The 15,320-nt window shown below is 68.2% G+C and carries 14 protein-coding genes; 4 read left to right on the forward strand and 10 right to left on the reverse strand.

The window, feature by feature from the left end:
- The first annotated feature begins 308 nt into the window (after positions 1-308).
- On the forward strand, positions 309-1,022 hold the full coding sequence (locus NBY65_RS06845) for a helix-turn-helix domain-containing protein (protein ID WP_150039980.1): 714 nt from the start codon (positions 309-311) through the stop codon (positions 1,020-1,022).
- 52 nt (positions 1,023-1,074) lie between these two features.
- Here NBY65_RS06845 and NBY65_RS06850 read toward each other — a convergent pair whose 3' ends face one another.
- Positions 1,075-1,650: a DUF4337 domain-containing protein gene (locus NBY65_RS06850; RefSeq protein WP_162530470.1), complete on the reverse strand. Its 576-nt coding sequence runs from the start codon at positions 1,648-1,650 to the stop codon at positions 1,075-1,077.
- Positions 1,651-1,833: 183 nt separating this feature from the next.
- On the opposite strand from NBY65_RS06850, the gene NBY65_RS06855 reads away from it, so the two are divergent.
- Positions 1,834-2,538, forward strand: coding sequence for a ribonuclease activity regulator RraA (locus tag NBY65_RS06855; RefSeq protein ID WP_150039978.1), 705 nt, complete (start codon positions 1,834-1,836; stop codon positions 2,536-2,538).
- Positions 2,539-2,565: 27 nt separating this feature from the next.
- Here the strand turns inward: NBY65_RS06855 and rodA are convergent, their stop codons facing one another.
- From rodA to NBY65_RS06880, 5 genes are all read right to left on the reverse strand, one after another.
- On the reverse strand, positions 2,566-3,717 hold the full coding sequence (gene rodA / locus NBY65_RS06860; RefSeq protein ID WP_150039977.1) for a rod shape-determining protein RodA: 1,152 nt from the start codon (positions 3,715-3,717) through the stop codon (positions 2,566-2,568).
- Entirely contained in the window at positions 3,714-5,588 is a 1,875-nt protein-coding gene (gene mrdA, locus NBY65_RS06865; protein ID WP_150039976.1) for a penicillin-binding protein 2, read from the reverse strand. Before mrdA ends, rodA begins: the two co-directional genes overlap by 4 nt.
- Positions 5,589-5,691: 103 nt before the next feature.
- Positions 5,692-6,237 (reverse strand): rod shape-determining protein MreD, encoded by a 546-nt coding sequence (locus tag NBY65_RS06870; RefSeq protein ID WP_150039975.1) that lies wholly within the window; start codon positions 6,235-6,237, stop codon positions 5,692-5,694.
- Positions 6,238-6,241: 4 nt separating this feature from the next.
- A complete protein-coding gene (mreC, locus tag NBY65_RS06875) occupies positions 6,242-7,105 on the reverse strand; it encodes a rod shape-determining protein MreC (RefSeq protein WP_150039974.1) in 864 nt (287 codons plus the stop codon).
- A gap of 184 nt (positions 7,106-7,289) precedes the next feature.
- Positions 7,290-8,333 carry a rod shape-determining protein gene (locus NBY65_RS06880; protein WP_150039973.1) on the reverse strand — a complete coding sequence of 348 codons (1,044 nt, stop codon included), beginning with the start codon at positions 8,331-8,333 and terminating at the stop codon, positions 7,290-7,292.
- Between the two features lie 185 nt (positions 8,334-8,518).
- Between NBY65_RS06880 and NBY65_RS06885 the strand changes: the two genes are divergently transcribed.
- Entirely contained in the window at positions 8,519-8,734 is a 216-nt protein-coding gene (locus NBY65_RS06885) for a hypothetical protein (RefSeq protein ID WP_150039972.1), read from the forward strand.
- An 84-nt stretch (positions 8,735-8,818) separates the two neighbouring features.
- Here NBY65_RS06885 and NBY65_RS06890 read toward each other — a convergent pair whose 3' ends face one another.
- Positions 8,819-10,393 carry a 2-isopropylmalate synthase gene (locus NBY65_RS06890; RefSeq protein ID WP_150039971.1) on the reverse strand — a complete coding sequence of 525 codons (1,575 nt, stop codon included), beginning with the start codon at positions 10,391-10,393 and terminating at the stop codon, positions 8,819-8,821.
- A 253-nt stretch (positions 10,394-10,646) separates the two neighbouring features.
- Between NBY65_RS06890 and NBY65_RS06895 the strand changes: the two genes are divergently transcribed.
- The gene (locus NBY65_RS06895; RefSeq protein WP_162530469.1) at positions 10,647-11,645 is read left to right on the forward strand and encodes an NAD(P)-dependent oxidoreductase; all 999 of its coding nucleotides are present in this window, start codon (positions 10,647-10,649) and stop codon (positions 11,643-11,645) included.
- Between the two features lie 117 nt (positions 11,646-11,762).
- Here the strand turns inward: NBY65_RS06895 and ilvC are convergent, their stop codons facing one another.
- The 3 genes from ilvC to NBY65_RS06910 all read right to left on the reverse strand — a co-directional run bounded on the left by ilvC (position 11,763) and on the right by NBY65_RS06910 (position 15,290).
- Complete coding sequence (gene ilvC, locus NBY65_RS06900) at positions 11,763-12,782, reverse strand: ketol-acid reductoisomerase (protein WP_150039969.1); 1,020 nt, start codon at positions 12,780-12,782, stop codon at positions 11,763-11,765.
- Between the two features lie 50 nt (positions 12,783-12,832).
- Positions 12,833-13,366 carry an acetolactate synthase small subunit gene (ilvN, locus tag NBY65_RS06905; protein ID WP_150039968.1) on the reverse strand — a complete coding sequence of 178 codons (534 nt, stop codon included), beginning with the start codon at positions 13,364-13,366 and terminating at the stop codon, positions 12,833-12,835.
- A 100-nt stretch (positions 13,367-13,466) separates the two neighbouring features.
- A complete protein-coding gene (locus tag NBY65_RS06910) occupies positions 13,467-15,290 on the reverse strand; it encodes an acetolactate synthase 3 large subunit (protein ID WP_150039967.1) in 1,824 nt (607 codons plus the stop codon).
- Positions 15,291-15,320: the final 30 nt, after the last annotated feature.

Raw genomic sequence — 15,320 nt, forward strand, 5'->3', positions numbered from 1 at the left:
TGCCTTCGCGATGACAGATGCTGTTGCGCCGCAGCACGACCTTCCGGCCTGGATCTCCCTGCCATGATCCCGGCCGGAAAAATCTTTCCCGAACATATTGCAGCATCGGGCAAGACGAAATTGCCCTGCGCCCCCGGCATGCCTTTCGGCATGACAATGTATCCAAATGTTTAAATATCCCGCATCCAATGCTCGCGAAACCCGAAACGGACCTTACTGTCACGTATTCGTGAATTTTTCCTGGCACAACGATCCCGCTTCCGGCTAAGGGAGCGCAAAGCGCGGGGAGGCCCGCAAGGAACACCGACATGCACGGCGTTGCTGCGATCCAGGCTGACGGTCTTCGTCCCAGGGAATCGACGGCCCTGACGGGATTGCTGGACTTCCTGGATCCCGGCCTGTCAGGACCATCACCCGCCGCGGCGCGCCCCGGAAACACCTGCTGCGAGCGGCGCTTCACCGCCGGCGAATGCGTGTTCCATGACGGCGCCCCGGCAAGGCTGGGCTTCCGCCTGCTGTCCGGGATGGTGCGGCTGTTCAAGCTGCTGCCGGACGGGCGGCGCCAGATCACCGGCTTCGCCGATCCGGGCGCCTATATCGGCTTTTCCGCCGGCACTTCCTACGCCACCGATGCCGAGGCCGTGGACGATGTCCTGGTGCAGCAGTTTCGCCTGGCATCCTCCGGCGACATCCTCGCCCGCTGCCCGGATCTGGAACCGGCCCTGCTGGAATGCATGTCCTCGGAACTGCTCGCGGCGCAGCAGCATATCCTGCTGCTCGGCCGCAAGACCTCACGCGAGCGGCTGGCGACCTTCCTGATCTGGCGGGCCGGCAAGGACGACATGATCCGCCTGCCGATGAGCCGCCTCGACATCGCCGACTATCTCGGCATGACCATCGAGACCACCAGCCGCACCTTCAGCATGTTCCGGCGCGAGGACCTGATCGAGCTGGCCGGGGCGAACGTGGTGAAGCTGCTCGACCGCGAGCGCCTCGCCGACATCGCCGAATGCGAATCCTGATGCCGTGGCTGCGGCGGGCCGTTCCGCCGCAGCCACGGACAGGACGGGTCCGCTAAACCAGCCCGGCGGCGACCGCGAGGCCGAACAGCCCGGCCACGCCGCCGATGGCGCCGGCGCTCCAGGCCAGCGGCATCACCCGCGTGACCACCGAGACCGAGGCCAGCACGATCGCGATCTGCAGCGCCCCGACCACCAGCTCGAACAGATGGTAGCGGTGGAAGGCAACCTCGCGCTGATGCTCCTCGGCCTTTGCCTTCTCGGCGATCTGCTTGCTGCCGTCACCGGCCACCGGATCATCCCGCAGCCGCGCCGCCTCCGTGCGCGCCGCCTCGGCCCGCTTGTGCACGGTGTCATCGGCATTGGGCAGGCTGTCCATGACCTCGGCGGCCGCGCGCTGGACCGTGGCGCGGATGTTCTTGGCCTGGAAGAACGCCCAGTTGTCGGCGGCCTGGATGTGATGCGTCAGATAGGCATTCTGCGAGCCCTTCTCGCCCATCTCGGCGATCGCCAGCATGGCCGCGAGCACCGCGATCAGCACGGCCACGCGGCGGGCGCCGCTGTCGCCATGGGCATGCCCGCCGCCATGGGCATGCTCGATGCCGTCCTTCGCCAATTCCGTCGAGTCCATCATTCCTCCTTCGCGCCGTTTCCGCTGACCGCCGGCGCGATGTAGCGCAATCGCGGCATCGGGCGAAAGCAACGAGGCGACCAGTCCGGCATCGTCGCAGACAGGGTGCCCATCGCCATGCGCATTCGACAGCTCCGGTCGGTTGGGCGAAGCTGACGTGACTCGCCCCAGAAGGAAACCGCCATGACGCTGGATGCCAGGACCGAAGCGGCGCTCGCCGGTGTCTCCACCGCCACCCTCACCACCGTGCTGCTGAAGAAGGGGCTGCGCAACGTGTGGATGCGCGGCCCGGCTCCGCTGCGGCCCGGCCAGCCCCGGCTGGTCGGGCGCGCCTTCACGCTGCGCTTCGTCCCGGCGCGGGAAGACCTGGCCACGCCGGAATCATGGTCCTCGCCGAAATCCACCCGCGGCGCGATCGAGGCCATGCCGCCAGGCTGCATCGCCGTGGTGGATGCCATGGGCATCACCGATGCCGGCATCTTCGGCGACATCCTGTGCGCGCGCATGGCCAAGCGCGGCATCGCAGCACTGGTCACCGACGGCGTGGTGCGCGACGTCGCGGGCGTGCTCGGGACAGGGTTGCCGGTCTGGTGCCGCGGCGCCGCCGCCCCGCCTTCCGTCGCCGGCCTGACCTTCGTCGACTGGCAGCAACCGATCGGCTGTGGCGGGGTCGCCGTGTTTCCCGACGACGTGGTGGTAGTGGACCAGGACGGCGCGGTGGTGATCCCGCAGGCGCTGCTCGATCAGGTGGTGGCGGCCGCGGTCGAGCAGGAACGGCTGGAAGGCTGGATCATGTCCGAGGTCGAAAAAGGTGTCCCGCTGCCGGGGCTCTATCCGCCGAATGCGGAGACGCGCGCCCGCTACGACGCCTGGGCAAAAGCGCAATAAGGCGGATGGCGAGGGACGGGCAGCACGCTACACCTCGTCCCGCCCCTCGCCGAATTCGACGTCGCGGTGCACGTGCACCGACAGCAGCAGCCCGAATCCCGCCATCACCGTGATCATTGCCGAACCGCCATGCGAGACCAGCGGCAGCGGCACCCCGCCCACCGGGATCGCGCCCATCACCATGGCGATGTTCACGAACACGTACATGAAGAAATTCATGCTGATGCCAAGTGCCACCAATCGCCCGTACTGGTGGCGGCAACGCAGCGCCATCGCCATCCCGCCCAGGATGATCAGCCCGAGCAGCACCAGCACCGCGACCCCGCCCACCAGCCCGAATTCCTCGGCGATCATGGTGAAGATGAAGTCGGTCTGCTTCTCCGGCAGGAAGTTCAGGTGGCCCTGCGTGCCCTGCAGGTAGCCCTTTCCCCACATCCCCCCCGAGCCGAGCGCGATCTTGCTCTGGATGATGTTGTAGCCGGCGCCGAGCGGATCGTTCTCGGGATTGAGGAAGGTGGTGATGCGGGCGCGCTGGTAGTCGTGCAGGTGGTTGTAGGCGATCGGCGCGGCCGCCGCGACGCCGGCCACGCCCAGCCCCACTTTCCACCAGCGCAGCCCCGCCCCCAGGAACACCGTCCCTCCGACCACGGCGGTGATCACCGCGGTGCCGAGATTCGGTTCCTTGAGGATCAGCACCACCGGCACCGCCAGCGCGATCGCCGGCGGGATCAGGAACAGCGGATTGCCCATCCGTTCCCAGGATGCCTTGTGGAACCAGGAAGCCAGCGCCATCACCAGCGCGATCTTCATCAGTTCCGAGGGCTGCCACTGCATCCCGCCGATCTCGATCCAGCGCTGCGCCCCCTTGCCGACATGGCCCATGTGCAGCACCAGCACCAGCAGCAGGACGCCGCCGGCATAGGCGAGCCAGGACAGCCGGGCGATGAAGCGGATATCCACCAGCGCGATCGACAGCATCAGCCCCAGCCCGAAGGCGAAGCGCAGGATGTGCTTCGCGGCATAGGGCTCGGACGATCCGCCCGCGGCCGAATAGAGCGCGACATAGCCGACCCCGGCGAGCGTGCAGAGCAGCAGCACATAGAGCCAGGGAATGCGCCACAGCTTGCCGGTCAGTCCGAACGAGGTCTCGCGGATCAGCCGCCGCTCGAACACGCTCACCGCCCCGGCTCCTTCGGGGGCATGTCGGCCATGCGCTGCGACGGATCGCGCCGTCCCAGCGGGTCGCGCGTCAGCGCCACGGTCATGATGTCGCGCGCCACCGGCGCCGCCGCCGCGGCCCCGGCATTGCCGTGCTCGACCACGATCGCCATCGCGTAGCGCGGCGCGTCATACGGGGCATAGGCCACGAACAGCGCATGCGGCCGGAATTCCCAGGCGAGCGTCTCCGACTTGAAGCCCTTCTCGCGCTGTTCGCGTGAGACCCGGCGCACCTGCGTCGAGCCGGTCTTGCCGGCGAGCTGCACGCCCGGGATCGCGAGCCGCGCCACCGTCGCGGTGCCACCGCCGTCATTGACCACCTGCCACATGCCGTCGCGCACGATCCCAAGGTCACGGTCGGCGATGCCGAGCAGCGGCCAGTCCTCGGGCCGCGCGCCGGCCTGCAGCACGCCGCCGATGCTGCGGGTCAGGTGCGGCTGCACCGCCCGGCCGGTGGCGATGCGCGAGGTCATCACCGCGAGCGACAGCGGCGTCAGCTGCAGGAACCCCTGGCCGATGCCATGCACGATGGTGTCGCCGAGATTCCACGGATGGCCCTGGCCGATGCGCCAGGCGCGGGTCGGCACCAGGCCCTGGCGCGCGCCCGGCAGTTCGATCGGCAGCTTCACGCCCAGGCCGAAACGATTCGCCATCGCGGCGATGCGGTCGATGCCGACGCGCCGCGCCACTTCGTAGAAGAAGACGTCGCAGGAATGCTTGATCGCGCTGCGCACGTCGAGCAGCCCATGGCCGCCCTTGCGCCAGCAGTGGAAGCGGGTGTCGCCGAGATCCAGGTGCCCGGGGCAATTGATGCGGTCGGTGGGGGAGATCACCTTCGCTTCCAGCCCCGCCAGCGCCACCACCATCTTGAAGGTGGAGCCCGGCGCATAGAGGCCGGCGACCGCCTTGTTGATCAGCGGCGCCCGGCGATTGCGCGTCCATTCCGCCCATTGCGCCTGCGACACGCCCGAATTGAACAGGGTCGGATCGAACGAGGGATTGGTCGCCATCGCCAGCACCTCGCCGGTGCGGCAATCCATCACCACGGCGCTGGCGCTCTCGTCGCCGAGCCGTTCCAGCACCGCCTTCTGCAGTTCGGTATCGATGCTCAGGCCGATATCCTGGCCCTTCACGCCTTCCTGCCGGTCGAGTTCGCGGATCACCCGGCCGACTGCGTTGACCTCGAGCTGCACCGCCCCGGCCCGCCCGCGCAGGGGCTTGTCGTGCCATTTCTCGATGCCGGCGCGGCCGATGCGCAGGCCCGGCAGCGACAGCATCGGATCATCGGCGACATCGTTCTCGTTGGGCGGGGCGACATAGCCGATGACATGCGCAAGCGTCGGGCCGAACGGATACATCCGCGTGGTGCCGACATCGACCAGGATGCCGGGCAGGTCGGGCGCATTCACCTCGATGCGCGCCATTTCTTCCCAGGAGAGGAACTCGCGCACCGAGATCGGCACGAAGCGGCGGTGCCGGCGCATCTCGCGTTCGATGCGGGCCCGTTCGTGATCGGCCAGCGGCACGATGCGGGAGAAATTGTCGAGCGTGGCGGAGACGTCCTCGGTCTGCTCCGCCACCAGCAAGGCCCGCCAGTTCAGCTCGTTGCCAGCCGCAACGACGCCGAAACGGTCCAGCACCCGTCCCCGTGGGGCCGCCACCAGGCGTGCGCTGATCCGGTTGCTTTCGGCGAGCGTGGCGTAGCGGGCGCCCTCGACGACCTGGACCTGGTACAGCTTGGCCCCCAGCAGCCCCAGCACCCCCACCTGCCCCGTCGCCACCAGCAGGGCCCGTCGGGTAAACACTCCCGTCCGCTGTGCCTCGCGCCTCATGATCGCCTCGTTGTGCCGCGCAGCGAGAATGGGATCCAAGGGCCTTGTGGCCCTTGGCAGGTCCAGGGCAGCGCCCTGGCCTTCCTTCCTTGGAAGGAAACGTTCACGCTCGCGCCGGTTCCGCAAGGGTAACGTGGGACCGGGTCAGCAGCACCGCCAGGGGCGGGTACAGCCCGGCCGACAGGATGGCCTGGAAGATGGCCGGCCCCACCGGCAGCAGGCGGAAGGTCAGCAGCGAGATAAGTCCCCATTGCAAGGCAGCCGCACCGGCGGCGATGCCCAGGAAGGCCATCCACACCAGCAGGAATCCCTGACGTGCCAGCACCCGGCGGGAATGGAAGGCGATGCCATGGGTGATCAGCAAGGTCAGCACGGAAACACCGACCGGCGCGAAGCCAAGCAGGTCGGCAAGCAATCCCAGTGCGAACACCGAAGCAGGGGGCATCGAGGCGGGGCGGAACAGCGACCAGAAGAACACGCAGCCGAGCACCATGGCGCATTGCAACTGGGCCTGGGCGGGCAATTCGAGTGGCCCTGCGGTCAGCAGCAGCAGCAGTGCGGTTGTCGCCACCGGGAAGCTGCGGCGGGCCACCACGTCGAGCCGTCGGCCGAGACTCTGGCGCGGGCGGATGCCAGGCTCGCGGTCCATCGCTTCAGCGCTTTCGCTCGGCCGCGCGGGGGGCGACCACTTCGGGCGGCAGTACCCCATGCAGATCGTAGTCGAACAGGCGCACGATCTCCAGCCGCTCGAGCCGGGCCGCGGGCTCGACTTCGGGCACGCCCTGGGCGCTGAGGCGGACGATGCCCACCGGCAGGCCGGCGGGGAAGGCGCCGGCCTCGGCGCTGGTGACCACGCGCTCGCCCTCCACCGGGGGGGTGTTCTCGGGCCAGTACATCAGGCGGGGCCGTGGGCCGTTGGTGCCGGCCAGCATGGCGCGGCTGCGGCTGCTTTCCAGGGTCACGGGGACGCGGCTGTTCATGTCGGTGATCAGCAGTACGCGGACGCTGCGGGTGCCGGCCTCGGTGACGCGTCCGACCAGGCCGCGGTCATCCAGGGCGATTTGCCCCTTGGTGATGCCATGTTTCGGCCCGGTCGAGAGCAGCACCGCACGGGCATAGACCCCCCCAGCATCGGCCACCACGCGCGCGGTGACGAAACTGGGCGCGGGATCGGGGATCCAGTGCAGGTTGGCCTTCAGCGTCGCGTTCTCGGCGTCCAGGGCCAGCGCGATCGCCTGCCATTTGCGCAGTTGTTCGTTTTCCTCGCGCAACCGGGCGTTATCGCGCACCAGGGTCAGCAGGTGCCGTGCGTCCTCGGCGGCGTCACGCACGCGGCTGACCGGCTCGGCCAGCACGCCCCAGATCGGCACCAGCGCGTCGGCCAGCATCGTGCGCAGGCGCTCGGCCATCACGGTATCCGCTTTGCCCAGCAGCATCAGGCCGAACGCCGCCGCGATCAGCACCGGCAGGGTCAGCTTCGAAAGCGCCTGCCGCACGGGGATCGAGAGCCGGATCAAGGCTGCATCCTGCCAGCTTCCACGGTGACCGGCCCCAAACTAGGGCAGGAGCCACACCGGATGCCACCCATGCATGAAGGACCAGTGGAGACTGTCAACCATTCCCGTGCAGGCACCACCGGCGGCCGGCCTCTCCCCGGAGAGAGCGGCATCGCCGCCCGGATGCGTGCGACGGGCGGTGCGATCAGTACATCGACGTCAGGACGTTGCGCAGGCGCTTGGTTTCCTCGAGCGCGCGGCCGGTGCCGAGGGCGACGCATTGCAGCGGGTTCTCGGCCACCATCACCGGCAGGCCGGTAGAGTCGCGCAGCACCTGGTCCAGCCGGTTGAGCAGGGCGCCGCCACCGGTCAGCACGATGCCCTTGTCGACGATGTCGGCGGCCAGCTCGGGCGGGGTGTTCTCCAGCGCCACCTTCACCGCCTCGACGATCTGGTTGACCGGCTCGGCCATGCTCTCGGCGATCGCATGCTGGCTGACCACCACCTCGCGCGGCACGCCGTTCATCAGGTCGCGGCCGCGCACCTCGCGGTACGGGCCTTCCTCGTCCTCGTACGGCAGGGAGGCGGCGCCGATGTCGATCTTGATCCGCTCGGCGGTGCTCTCGCCGATCAGCAGGTTATGGTTGCGGCGGATGTAGTTGATGATCGCCTCGTCCATCTTGTCGCCACCGACCCGCACGCTGCGGGAATAGACGATGCCGCCAAGCGAGATCACCGCCACTTCCGTGGTGCCGCCGCCGATGTCCACGATCATGCTGCCCGAGGGCTCGGTGACCGGCAGCCCGGCCCCGATCGCCGCCGCCATCGGCTCCTCGATCAGGAACACCCGGCGCGCGCCGGCGCTCTCCGCACTTTCCTGGATGGCGCGGCGTTCCACCGCAGTGGACCCGGAGGGGACGCAGACGATGATCAGCGGGGACGCGAAGCCGCGACGATTATGCACCTTGTTGATGAAGTGCTTGATCATCTCCTCGGCCACCTCGAAATCGGCGATGACGCCGTCCCGCAGCGGCCGGATGGCCTGGATGTTGCCGGGGGTGCGGCCGAGCATCTGCTTGGCCTCCTCGCCGACCGCGAGCACCTGCTTCTTGCCGCGGACATCGGCGATCGCCACCACGCTGGGCTCGTTCAGCACAATGCCGCGCCCCTTGACGTACACCAGCGTGTTCGCGGTGCCGAGGTCGATGGCCATGTCGGCTGACATGAAGCCGAGCAACCGGGAGAACATCTCGGGAAGAACCTTCTCAGGGGGCGTGGAAGGCGAAGGGCTTAGCGGCGCAATCCCTCGGGGGCAAGGGTCATGCTCGCGCGTTTGCGAGCAAACCGCCATGCCCTGGCCGTGGCCATGACACGACTTTGCCCGTTTCCGTGCGTTTCGGGGAAAATGACGACACCGCTGAAGGAAAGGCAGCCATGACGAAAGCATTCCTCACGGCCACCCTGCTGGCAGGGTTCGGGCTCGCACTCGCCGGCTGCGGCAGCAGCCCACTGACGCGGGGCGTTACCGGCGGGGCACTCGGCGCGGGCGCGGGGGCCGGGGCGGCGGCGCTAACAGGACACAATGCCGGGACCGGGGCATTGATCGGCGGCGGGGTCGGAGCACTGGGCGGGGCGCTGACGGCACCGTAAGCGCGGGGCGCTGCCCCGCCCTCGCCAGGAGGCTTCGCCTCCTGGACCTCCACCAGGGGCCATCAGGCCCCTGGACCCCAAAACTCAGGCGCTCAGGGCTTCGGGCTCAGTCCGCGTGCGCTTGACCAGCAGCTTGTTGAGCGCATGCACATAGGCCCGGGCGGCGGCGACGATGGTGTCGGTGTCGGCACCCTGGCCGTCCACCATCTTGCCTTCTTCCTCCAGACGCACCGTGACCCGCGCCTGCGCGTCAGTGCCCTCGGTGATGGCACCGACCGAGAACAGGCGCAGCGTGGCATCATGCGCGAACAAGGAACGAATCGCGTTGAAGGTGGCGTCCACCGGTCCGTCGCCGGTCTCCTTGCCACTGTGCACCACACCGTCGATTTCCAGCTCCAGCTCGGCGCTGGGCTTGGCCTTGCTGCCGGTGCGCACATCCAGCGAAACGAAGCGGATGCGGTCGTGCTCGCGCATCACCTCGTCCTCGACCAGGGCGGCAATGTCGTCGTCGTAGACCACCTTCTTGCGGTCGGCCAGCTCCTTGAACCGGCGGAAAGCGTCGTTCAACTGGTTGTCGCCGATCTCGCCATAGCCCAGGGACCGCAGCTTGTCGCGGAAGGCGGCACGGCCGGAATGCTTGCCCATGACCAGGTTGGACTTGGTCCAGCCGACACTCTCCGGGGTCATGATCTCGTAGGTGGCGGCGTTCTTCAGCATGCCATCCTGGTGGATGCCGCTTTCGTGGGCGAACGCATTGCGACCGACGATCGCCTTGTTGGGCTGGACGTCGAAGCCGGTGATGGCCGACAGCAGGCGCGAGGTCTTCAGGATCTTCTCGCTCGCCACCTGCGGCCGGGCCAGCACCGCGTCATGGCGGGTGCGCAGCGCCATCACGATCTCTTCCAGCGCCGCATTGCCGGCCCGCTCGCCGATGCCGTTGATGGTGCACTCGACCTGCCGCGCCCCGGCACGGATCGAGGCCACCGTGTTGGCGACCGCCAGCCCCAGGTCATTGTGGTTGTGGGCGGAGAAGATCACCCGGTCGGCGCCGGGCACGCGCTCGCGCAGCATGCTGAAGATGCGCGCCATGTCCTCGGGCAGGGCGTAGCCGACCGTGTCCGGGATGTTGATGGTGGTGGCCCCGGCCCGGATGGCGGTCTCGGTGGCGCGGCACAGGAAATCCGGCTCGGTGCGGCTGCCGTCCTCGGCCGACCACTCCACATCGTCGGTGTACTGCCGGGCCAGGGTGACGCTGTCGTGGATCGCCTGCAGCACCGCCTCCGGCTCCATCCGCAGCTTGTACTTCATGTGCAGCGGGCTGGTGCTGATGAAGGTGTGGATGCGCTTGCGCTCGGCCGGCGCTATCGCCTCGCCGGCCCGGGTGATGTCGGCGCGGCCCGAGCGGGCCAGGCCGCAGATCACCGGCCCCTTGATGGCCTTGGCGATCGACTGGACGCTTTCGAAGTCACCGGGGGAGGCGATCGGGAAGCCGGCCTCGATCACGTCCACGCCCAGTTCGGCCAGCGCCTCGGCCATGCGCAGCTTCTCCTGCAGGTTCATGGAGAAGCCCGGCGACTGCTCGCCGTCACGCAGCGTGGTGTCGAAGATGATGATCCGGCTGTCGTCCAGCGTGCCGAAATTGGGATGGGTAAAGGACATGTCGGTGCTCCTCGAGAATGATCGAACCTAGCCTCAGGGGTTCCCCTGAGCTGTGACCGGCACGCGGCCGGACGTCACGCCCAGGGGCGGCTAAGTCGAAGGAGGAGCAGGCCGAGCGGCAGACGCAGCAGGCCGCGCGCGGATGCGCGAGCGGAACGGCCAACGATGCCTGCGGGGTGAAACATGGGATCACCGTAGCGGCGGCGCCCGGATGATGCAAGCATCCGCCGATGACGTGAGGGGATCTTCGTCCATGCACAAGCTGGTGTTTTGCCGCGCCTTGCATCCCGAGGCGATGGCCCTGCTGGAGGCGCGCGAGGACGTCTCGGTGACCGTCCTGACCCATGAATTCCGCGGCCCTCCCCTGCAGAAGGAACTGGCCGCGCATATCCGCGACGCCTTCGGCATCATGGTGGGGCTGGAACGGGTCCACGAGGACCTGCTGGCCACCGCCCAGCGGCTGCGGGTGATCAGCCGCTTCGGGGTCGGCTTCGACGCCATCGACATCCCGGCCTGCAGCAAGCGCGGCGTGCTGGTCAGCGTCGCCAACGGCGCCAATGACCTTTCGGTGGCCGAGCACACGCTGATGCTGATGCTGATGCTCGCCCGCCGGGCCGTCGAGTACGACAATTCCGTGCGAGCCGGGACCTGGATGATCCAGACCGGGCGGCGGATGCACGAACTGGCGGGCAAGCGGGTGCTGGTGGTGGGCTATGGCCGGATCGGCACCCGGGTGGCCCGGCTCTGTGCCGCCTTCGGCATGCAGGTGATGGTCACCGACCCCGCCTTCCCCACCCCCCGGATCGCCGCCGACGGCTACATCCCCGCCCCGGATCTGTGGGCGGCGCTGCCGGAGGCCGACATCGTCACCCTGCACGCGCCGCTGGACTGCACCACGCGGGGCATGGTCAACGCCGATTTCCTCGAGCGCATGAAGGCCACCGCCTGGCTGATCAACACCGCGCGCGGCGGGCTGGTGGACGAAGCGGCGCTGGCCGGGGCGCTCGCGGGCGGCATCATCGAAGCCGCCGGCATCGACGTGCTGGTGCGCGAGCCGCCGATGGCCGACAATCCGTTGCTGAAGCTGCCGAACGTGGTGCTGAGCCCGCACAACGCCGCCGCCCCGCTCGAGTGCTATGCCAAGATGTCGCACCGGGCGGTGATGAACCTGCTCGATTTCATCGATGGCCGCCTCGACCCAGGCTACACGGTGAACCCCGAAGTCCTGGGCCACCCCGAAGGCGTAGGCTAACCCCCCCGCCGCGCAGCGAGACTGGGGTGCAGGGGCCTTGTGGCCGTCACGCGAATGCGTGCCTGCGCACGACGCCGGGTCCAGGGCAGAGCCCTGGACCTTTCTTTTTTCTTCTTTTTAGTTCCGGCTCTTGTCCACCAGCTTGTTCTTGGCGATCCAGGGCATCATCCCGCGCAGCTTCTCGCCGACCTGCTCGATCGGGTGTTCGGCGTTGCGGCGGCGCATGGCCTTGAAGTTGGCCTGGTTCACCTTGTTCTCCAGCATCCAGTCGCGGGTGAAGCGGCCGGTCTGGATATCGGTCAGCACGCGCTTCATCTCGGCCTTGGTCTCGGCGGTGATGATGCGCGGCCCGGTGACGTATTCACCGTATTCGGCGGTGTTGGACACCGAGTAGTTCATGTTGGCGATGCCGCCCTCGTAGATGAGGTCGACGATCAGCTTCACTTCGTGCAGGCACTCGAAATACGCCATTTCCGGCGCGTAGCCTGCTTCGACCAGGGTCTCGAAGCCGGCGCGGATCAGTTCGACCAGGCCGCCGCAGAGCACTGCCTGCTCGCCGAACAGGTCGGTTTCGCATTCTTCCTTGAAGGTGGTCTCGATGATGCCGGCGCGGCCGCCGCCGATCGCCGAGGCGTAGGAGAGGGCGATCTCCAGCGCGTTGCCCGAGGGGTTCTGCGCCACCGCCACCAGGCAGGGCACGCCGCCGCCGCGCTGGTATTCGCTGCGCACGGTGTGGCCAGGGCCCTTCGGCGCGATCATGAACACGTCGAGGTCAGGCCGCGCCTCGATCAGGTTGAAGTGGATGTTCAACCCGTGGGCGAAGGCCAGCGCCGCGCCCTGGCGCAGGTTCGGGGCCAGCTTGTCGCGATAGAGGTCGCCCTGCCCTTCATCGGGGGTCAGCACCATGACCACGTCGGCCCACTTGGCGGCCTCGGCCGGGTCCATGACCTTCAGGCCGGCGGCCTCGGCCTTGGCCACGCCCGAGGACCCCGCGCGCAGGCCCACGACCACCTCGGCGACGCCGGAGTCCTTGAGGTTGTTGGCATGGGCATGGCCCTGGCTGCCGTAGCCGATGATCGCGACCTTCTTGGCCTTGATCAGGTTCACGTCGGCGTCGCGGTCGTAATAGACGCGCATGGGGCTCGTTCCTTCAGTTGGGAAGTCGATGCGGCCGGGCGGAGGCGGGTTCAGATCACCCGCGTGCCGCGTGCGATGGCGGCTACGCCGGTTCGGGAGATCTCGGCAAGCCCCAGCGGGCGCATCAGCTCGATGAAGGCATCCAGCTTCGCGGTATCACCGGTCATCTCGAAGACGAAGCTTTCGGTGGAGGCATCCACCACCCGGGCGCGGAAGGCGTCGGCCAGCCGCAGCGCCTCGGCGCGCTCGTAGCCGCCGTTTTCCTTATGGGGGCAGATCACCTTGATCATCATCATCTCGCGGGCGAGATGCGGACCGTCCTGGGACAGATCCGCCACCCGGTGCACCGGCACCAGGCGGTCGAGCTGCGCCTTGATCTGCTCGATCACCATCTCGGTGCCGGAGGTGACGATGTTGATGCGGCTGCGGTTGCCGTCGGCCTCGACCGGCGCCACGGTCAGGCTGTCGATGTTGTAGCCGCGGCCCGAGAACAGGCCGACCACGCGGGCCAGGATGCCCGGCTCGTTGTCCACGAGCACGGAAATGGTCGCTGACCGGAACGAATTCGTGTTGTCCTGAGGCATGGTGGTCTCGTTGCTGTGCCCGCCGGCGCCCCGGGGGAAACCCGGGGCGGCGCGACGATGCGGGATGCGCGGGGCAGGAAGGCGGTCCGGCCGGGATCGATCAGACGAGGACCTTGCCCTCGTCGGTCACGCCCGCGACGCTGCCCGCGTGCTCGCTGCCCAGGATCATTTCGTTATGGGCCGCGCCCGAGGGGATCATCGGGTAGCAGTTTTCCTTCTGGTCGACGGCGATATCGGCGATCACCGGCCGGTCCGAGGCGATCATGGTGCGGATCACGTCGTCCAGTTCGTCGGCCGACCGGGCGCGCAGCCCGACCATGCCGTAGGCCTCGGCGAGCTTCACGAAATCGGGCAGCGCGGCCGAGTAGCTCTCCGAGTAGCGGCTGCCGTGCAGCAGTTCCTGCCACTGCCGCACCATGCCCATGTACTCGTTGTTCAGGATGAACAGCTTCACCGGCAGCCGGTACTGCGCCAGCGTGCCGAGCTCCTGGATGTTCATCAGGATGCTGGCCTCGCCGGCGATATCGATCACCAGGTCCTGGGGATGGGCGATCTGCACGCCCATGGCGGCGGGCAGGCCGTAGCCCATGGTGCCCAGGCCGCCGCTGGTCATCCAGCGGTTCGGCCGGTCGAACTTGAAGAACTGGGCGGCCCACATCTGGTGCTGGCCGACCTCGGTGGTGATGTAGGTCTCGCGCCCGGACCGCATCGAGGCTTCGCGGGTCAGTTCATACAGGCGCTGCACCGCGTATTGCGGCTTGATGATGGCGCCGCGCTCGTTGGACTGGTTGAAGCGCAGGCAATCGAGGCCCCGCCACGCATCGATCTGCCGCCACCAGCCGGTGATCGCGGCGCGGTCGGACTCCGTCGTGTCGGCGTCCCAGGCCGCAAGCAACGCGGCCAAAGCGCGGCCGGCGTCGGCAACGATGGAGACCTCGACGGGAACGTTCTTGTTGATCGAGGACGGGTCGATGTCGATGTGGATCTTCTTCGAATGCGGGCTGAAGGCGTTCAGCCGCCCGGTCACCCGGTCGTCGAAGCGCGCGCCGATCGCCAGCATGACATCGCAGCCATGCATGGTGAGGTTGGCTTCATAGGTGCCGTGCATGCCCAGCATGCCCAGGAACTGCGGATCGGAGGCCGGGAAGGCGCCGAGTCCCATCAGCGTGCTGGTGCAGGGGAAGCCGGTCTTGCGCACGAACTGCGCCAGCGCCTCGGCGGCGCCCGGGCCGGCATTGATCACGCCGCCGCCGGTGTAGATCACCGGCCGCTTGGCTGCCTTCAGCATCGCCACGGCGCGGGCGATCTGGGCCTGGTCCGGCTCGGTCTGCGGCCGGTAGGAGCGGTGCGGCGTCTCGGGCGGGCCCTGGTACGGGGCCTTGCCGATCAGGATGTCCTTCGGCAGGTCGATCACCACCGGGCCGGGCCGGCCGCTGCGGGCGACGTAGAACGCCTCGTGGACGGTGCGGGCGAGGTCGCCCGGACGCTTGACCAGATAATTGTGCTTGGTGGCGGGGCGGGTGATGCCGGTGGTGTCGGCTTCCTGGAAGGCGTCGTTGCCGATCAGGTGCGTCGGCACCTGGCCGGTGAGGCAGACGATGGGAACGCTGTCCAGCAGCGCATCCACCAGTCCGGTCACCGCATTGGTGGCGCCCGGGCCGCTGGTCACCAGCACCACGCCCACCTTGCCGGTGGAGCGGGCATAGCCCTCGGCGGCGTGCACGGCCGCCTGTTCATGGCGCACCAGGATGTGGCGGATGGCGTTCTGCTGGAACAGCGCATCGTAGATCGGCAGGACCGATCCGCCGGGGTAACCGAATACGACCTCTACACCCTGATCCTTGAGCGCACGCAGGAGAACCTCGGCGCCTGGGGCGGTGTCGGGGGCGGCGGTGGAGATCTGGGTGGGGTTTGTGTCGGTCATGGCGCGCACCCTTAGGACGGTTATTGCGAG

It is taken from the genome of Rhodovastum atsumiense, from assembly GCF_937425535.1.
In the GTDB taxonomy this organism is placed as follows: domain Bacteria; phylum Pseudomonadota; class Alphaproteobacteria; order Acetobacterales; family Acetobacteraceae; genus Rhodovastum; species Rhodovastum atsumiense.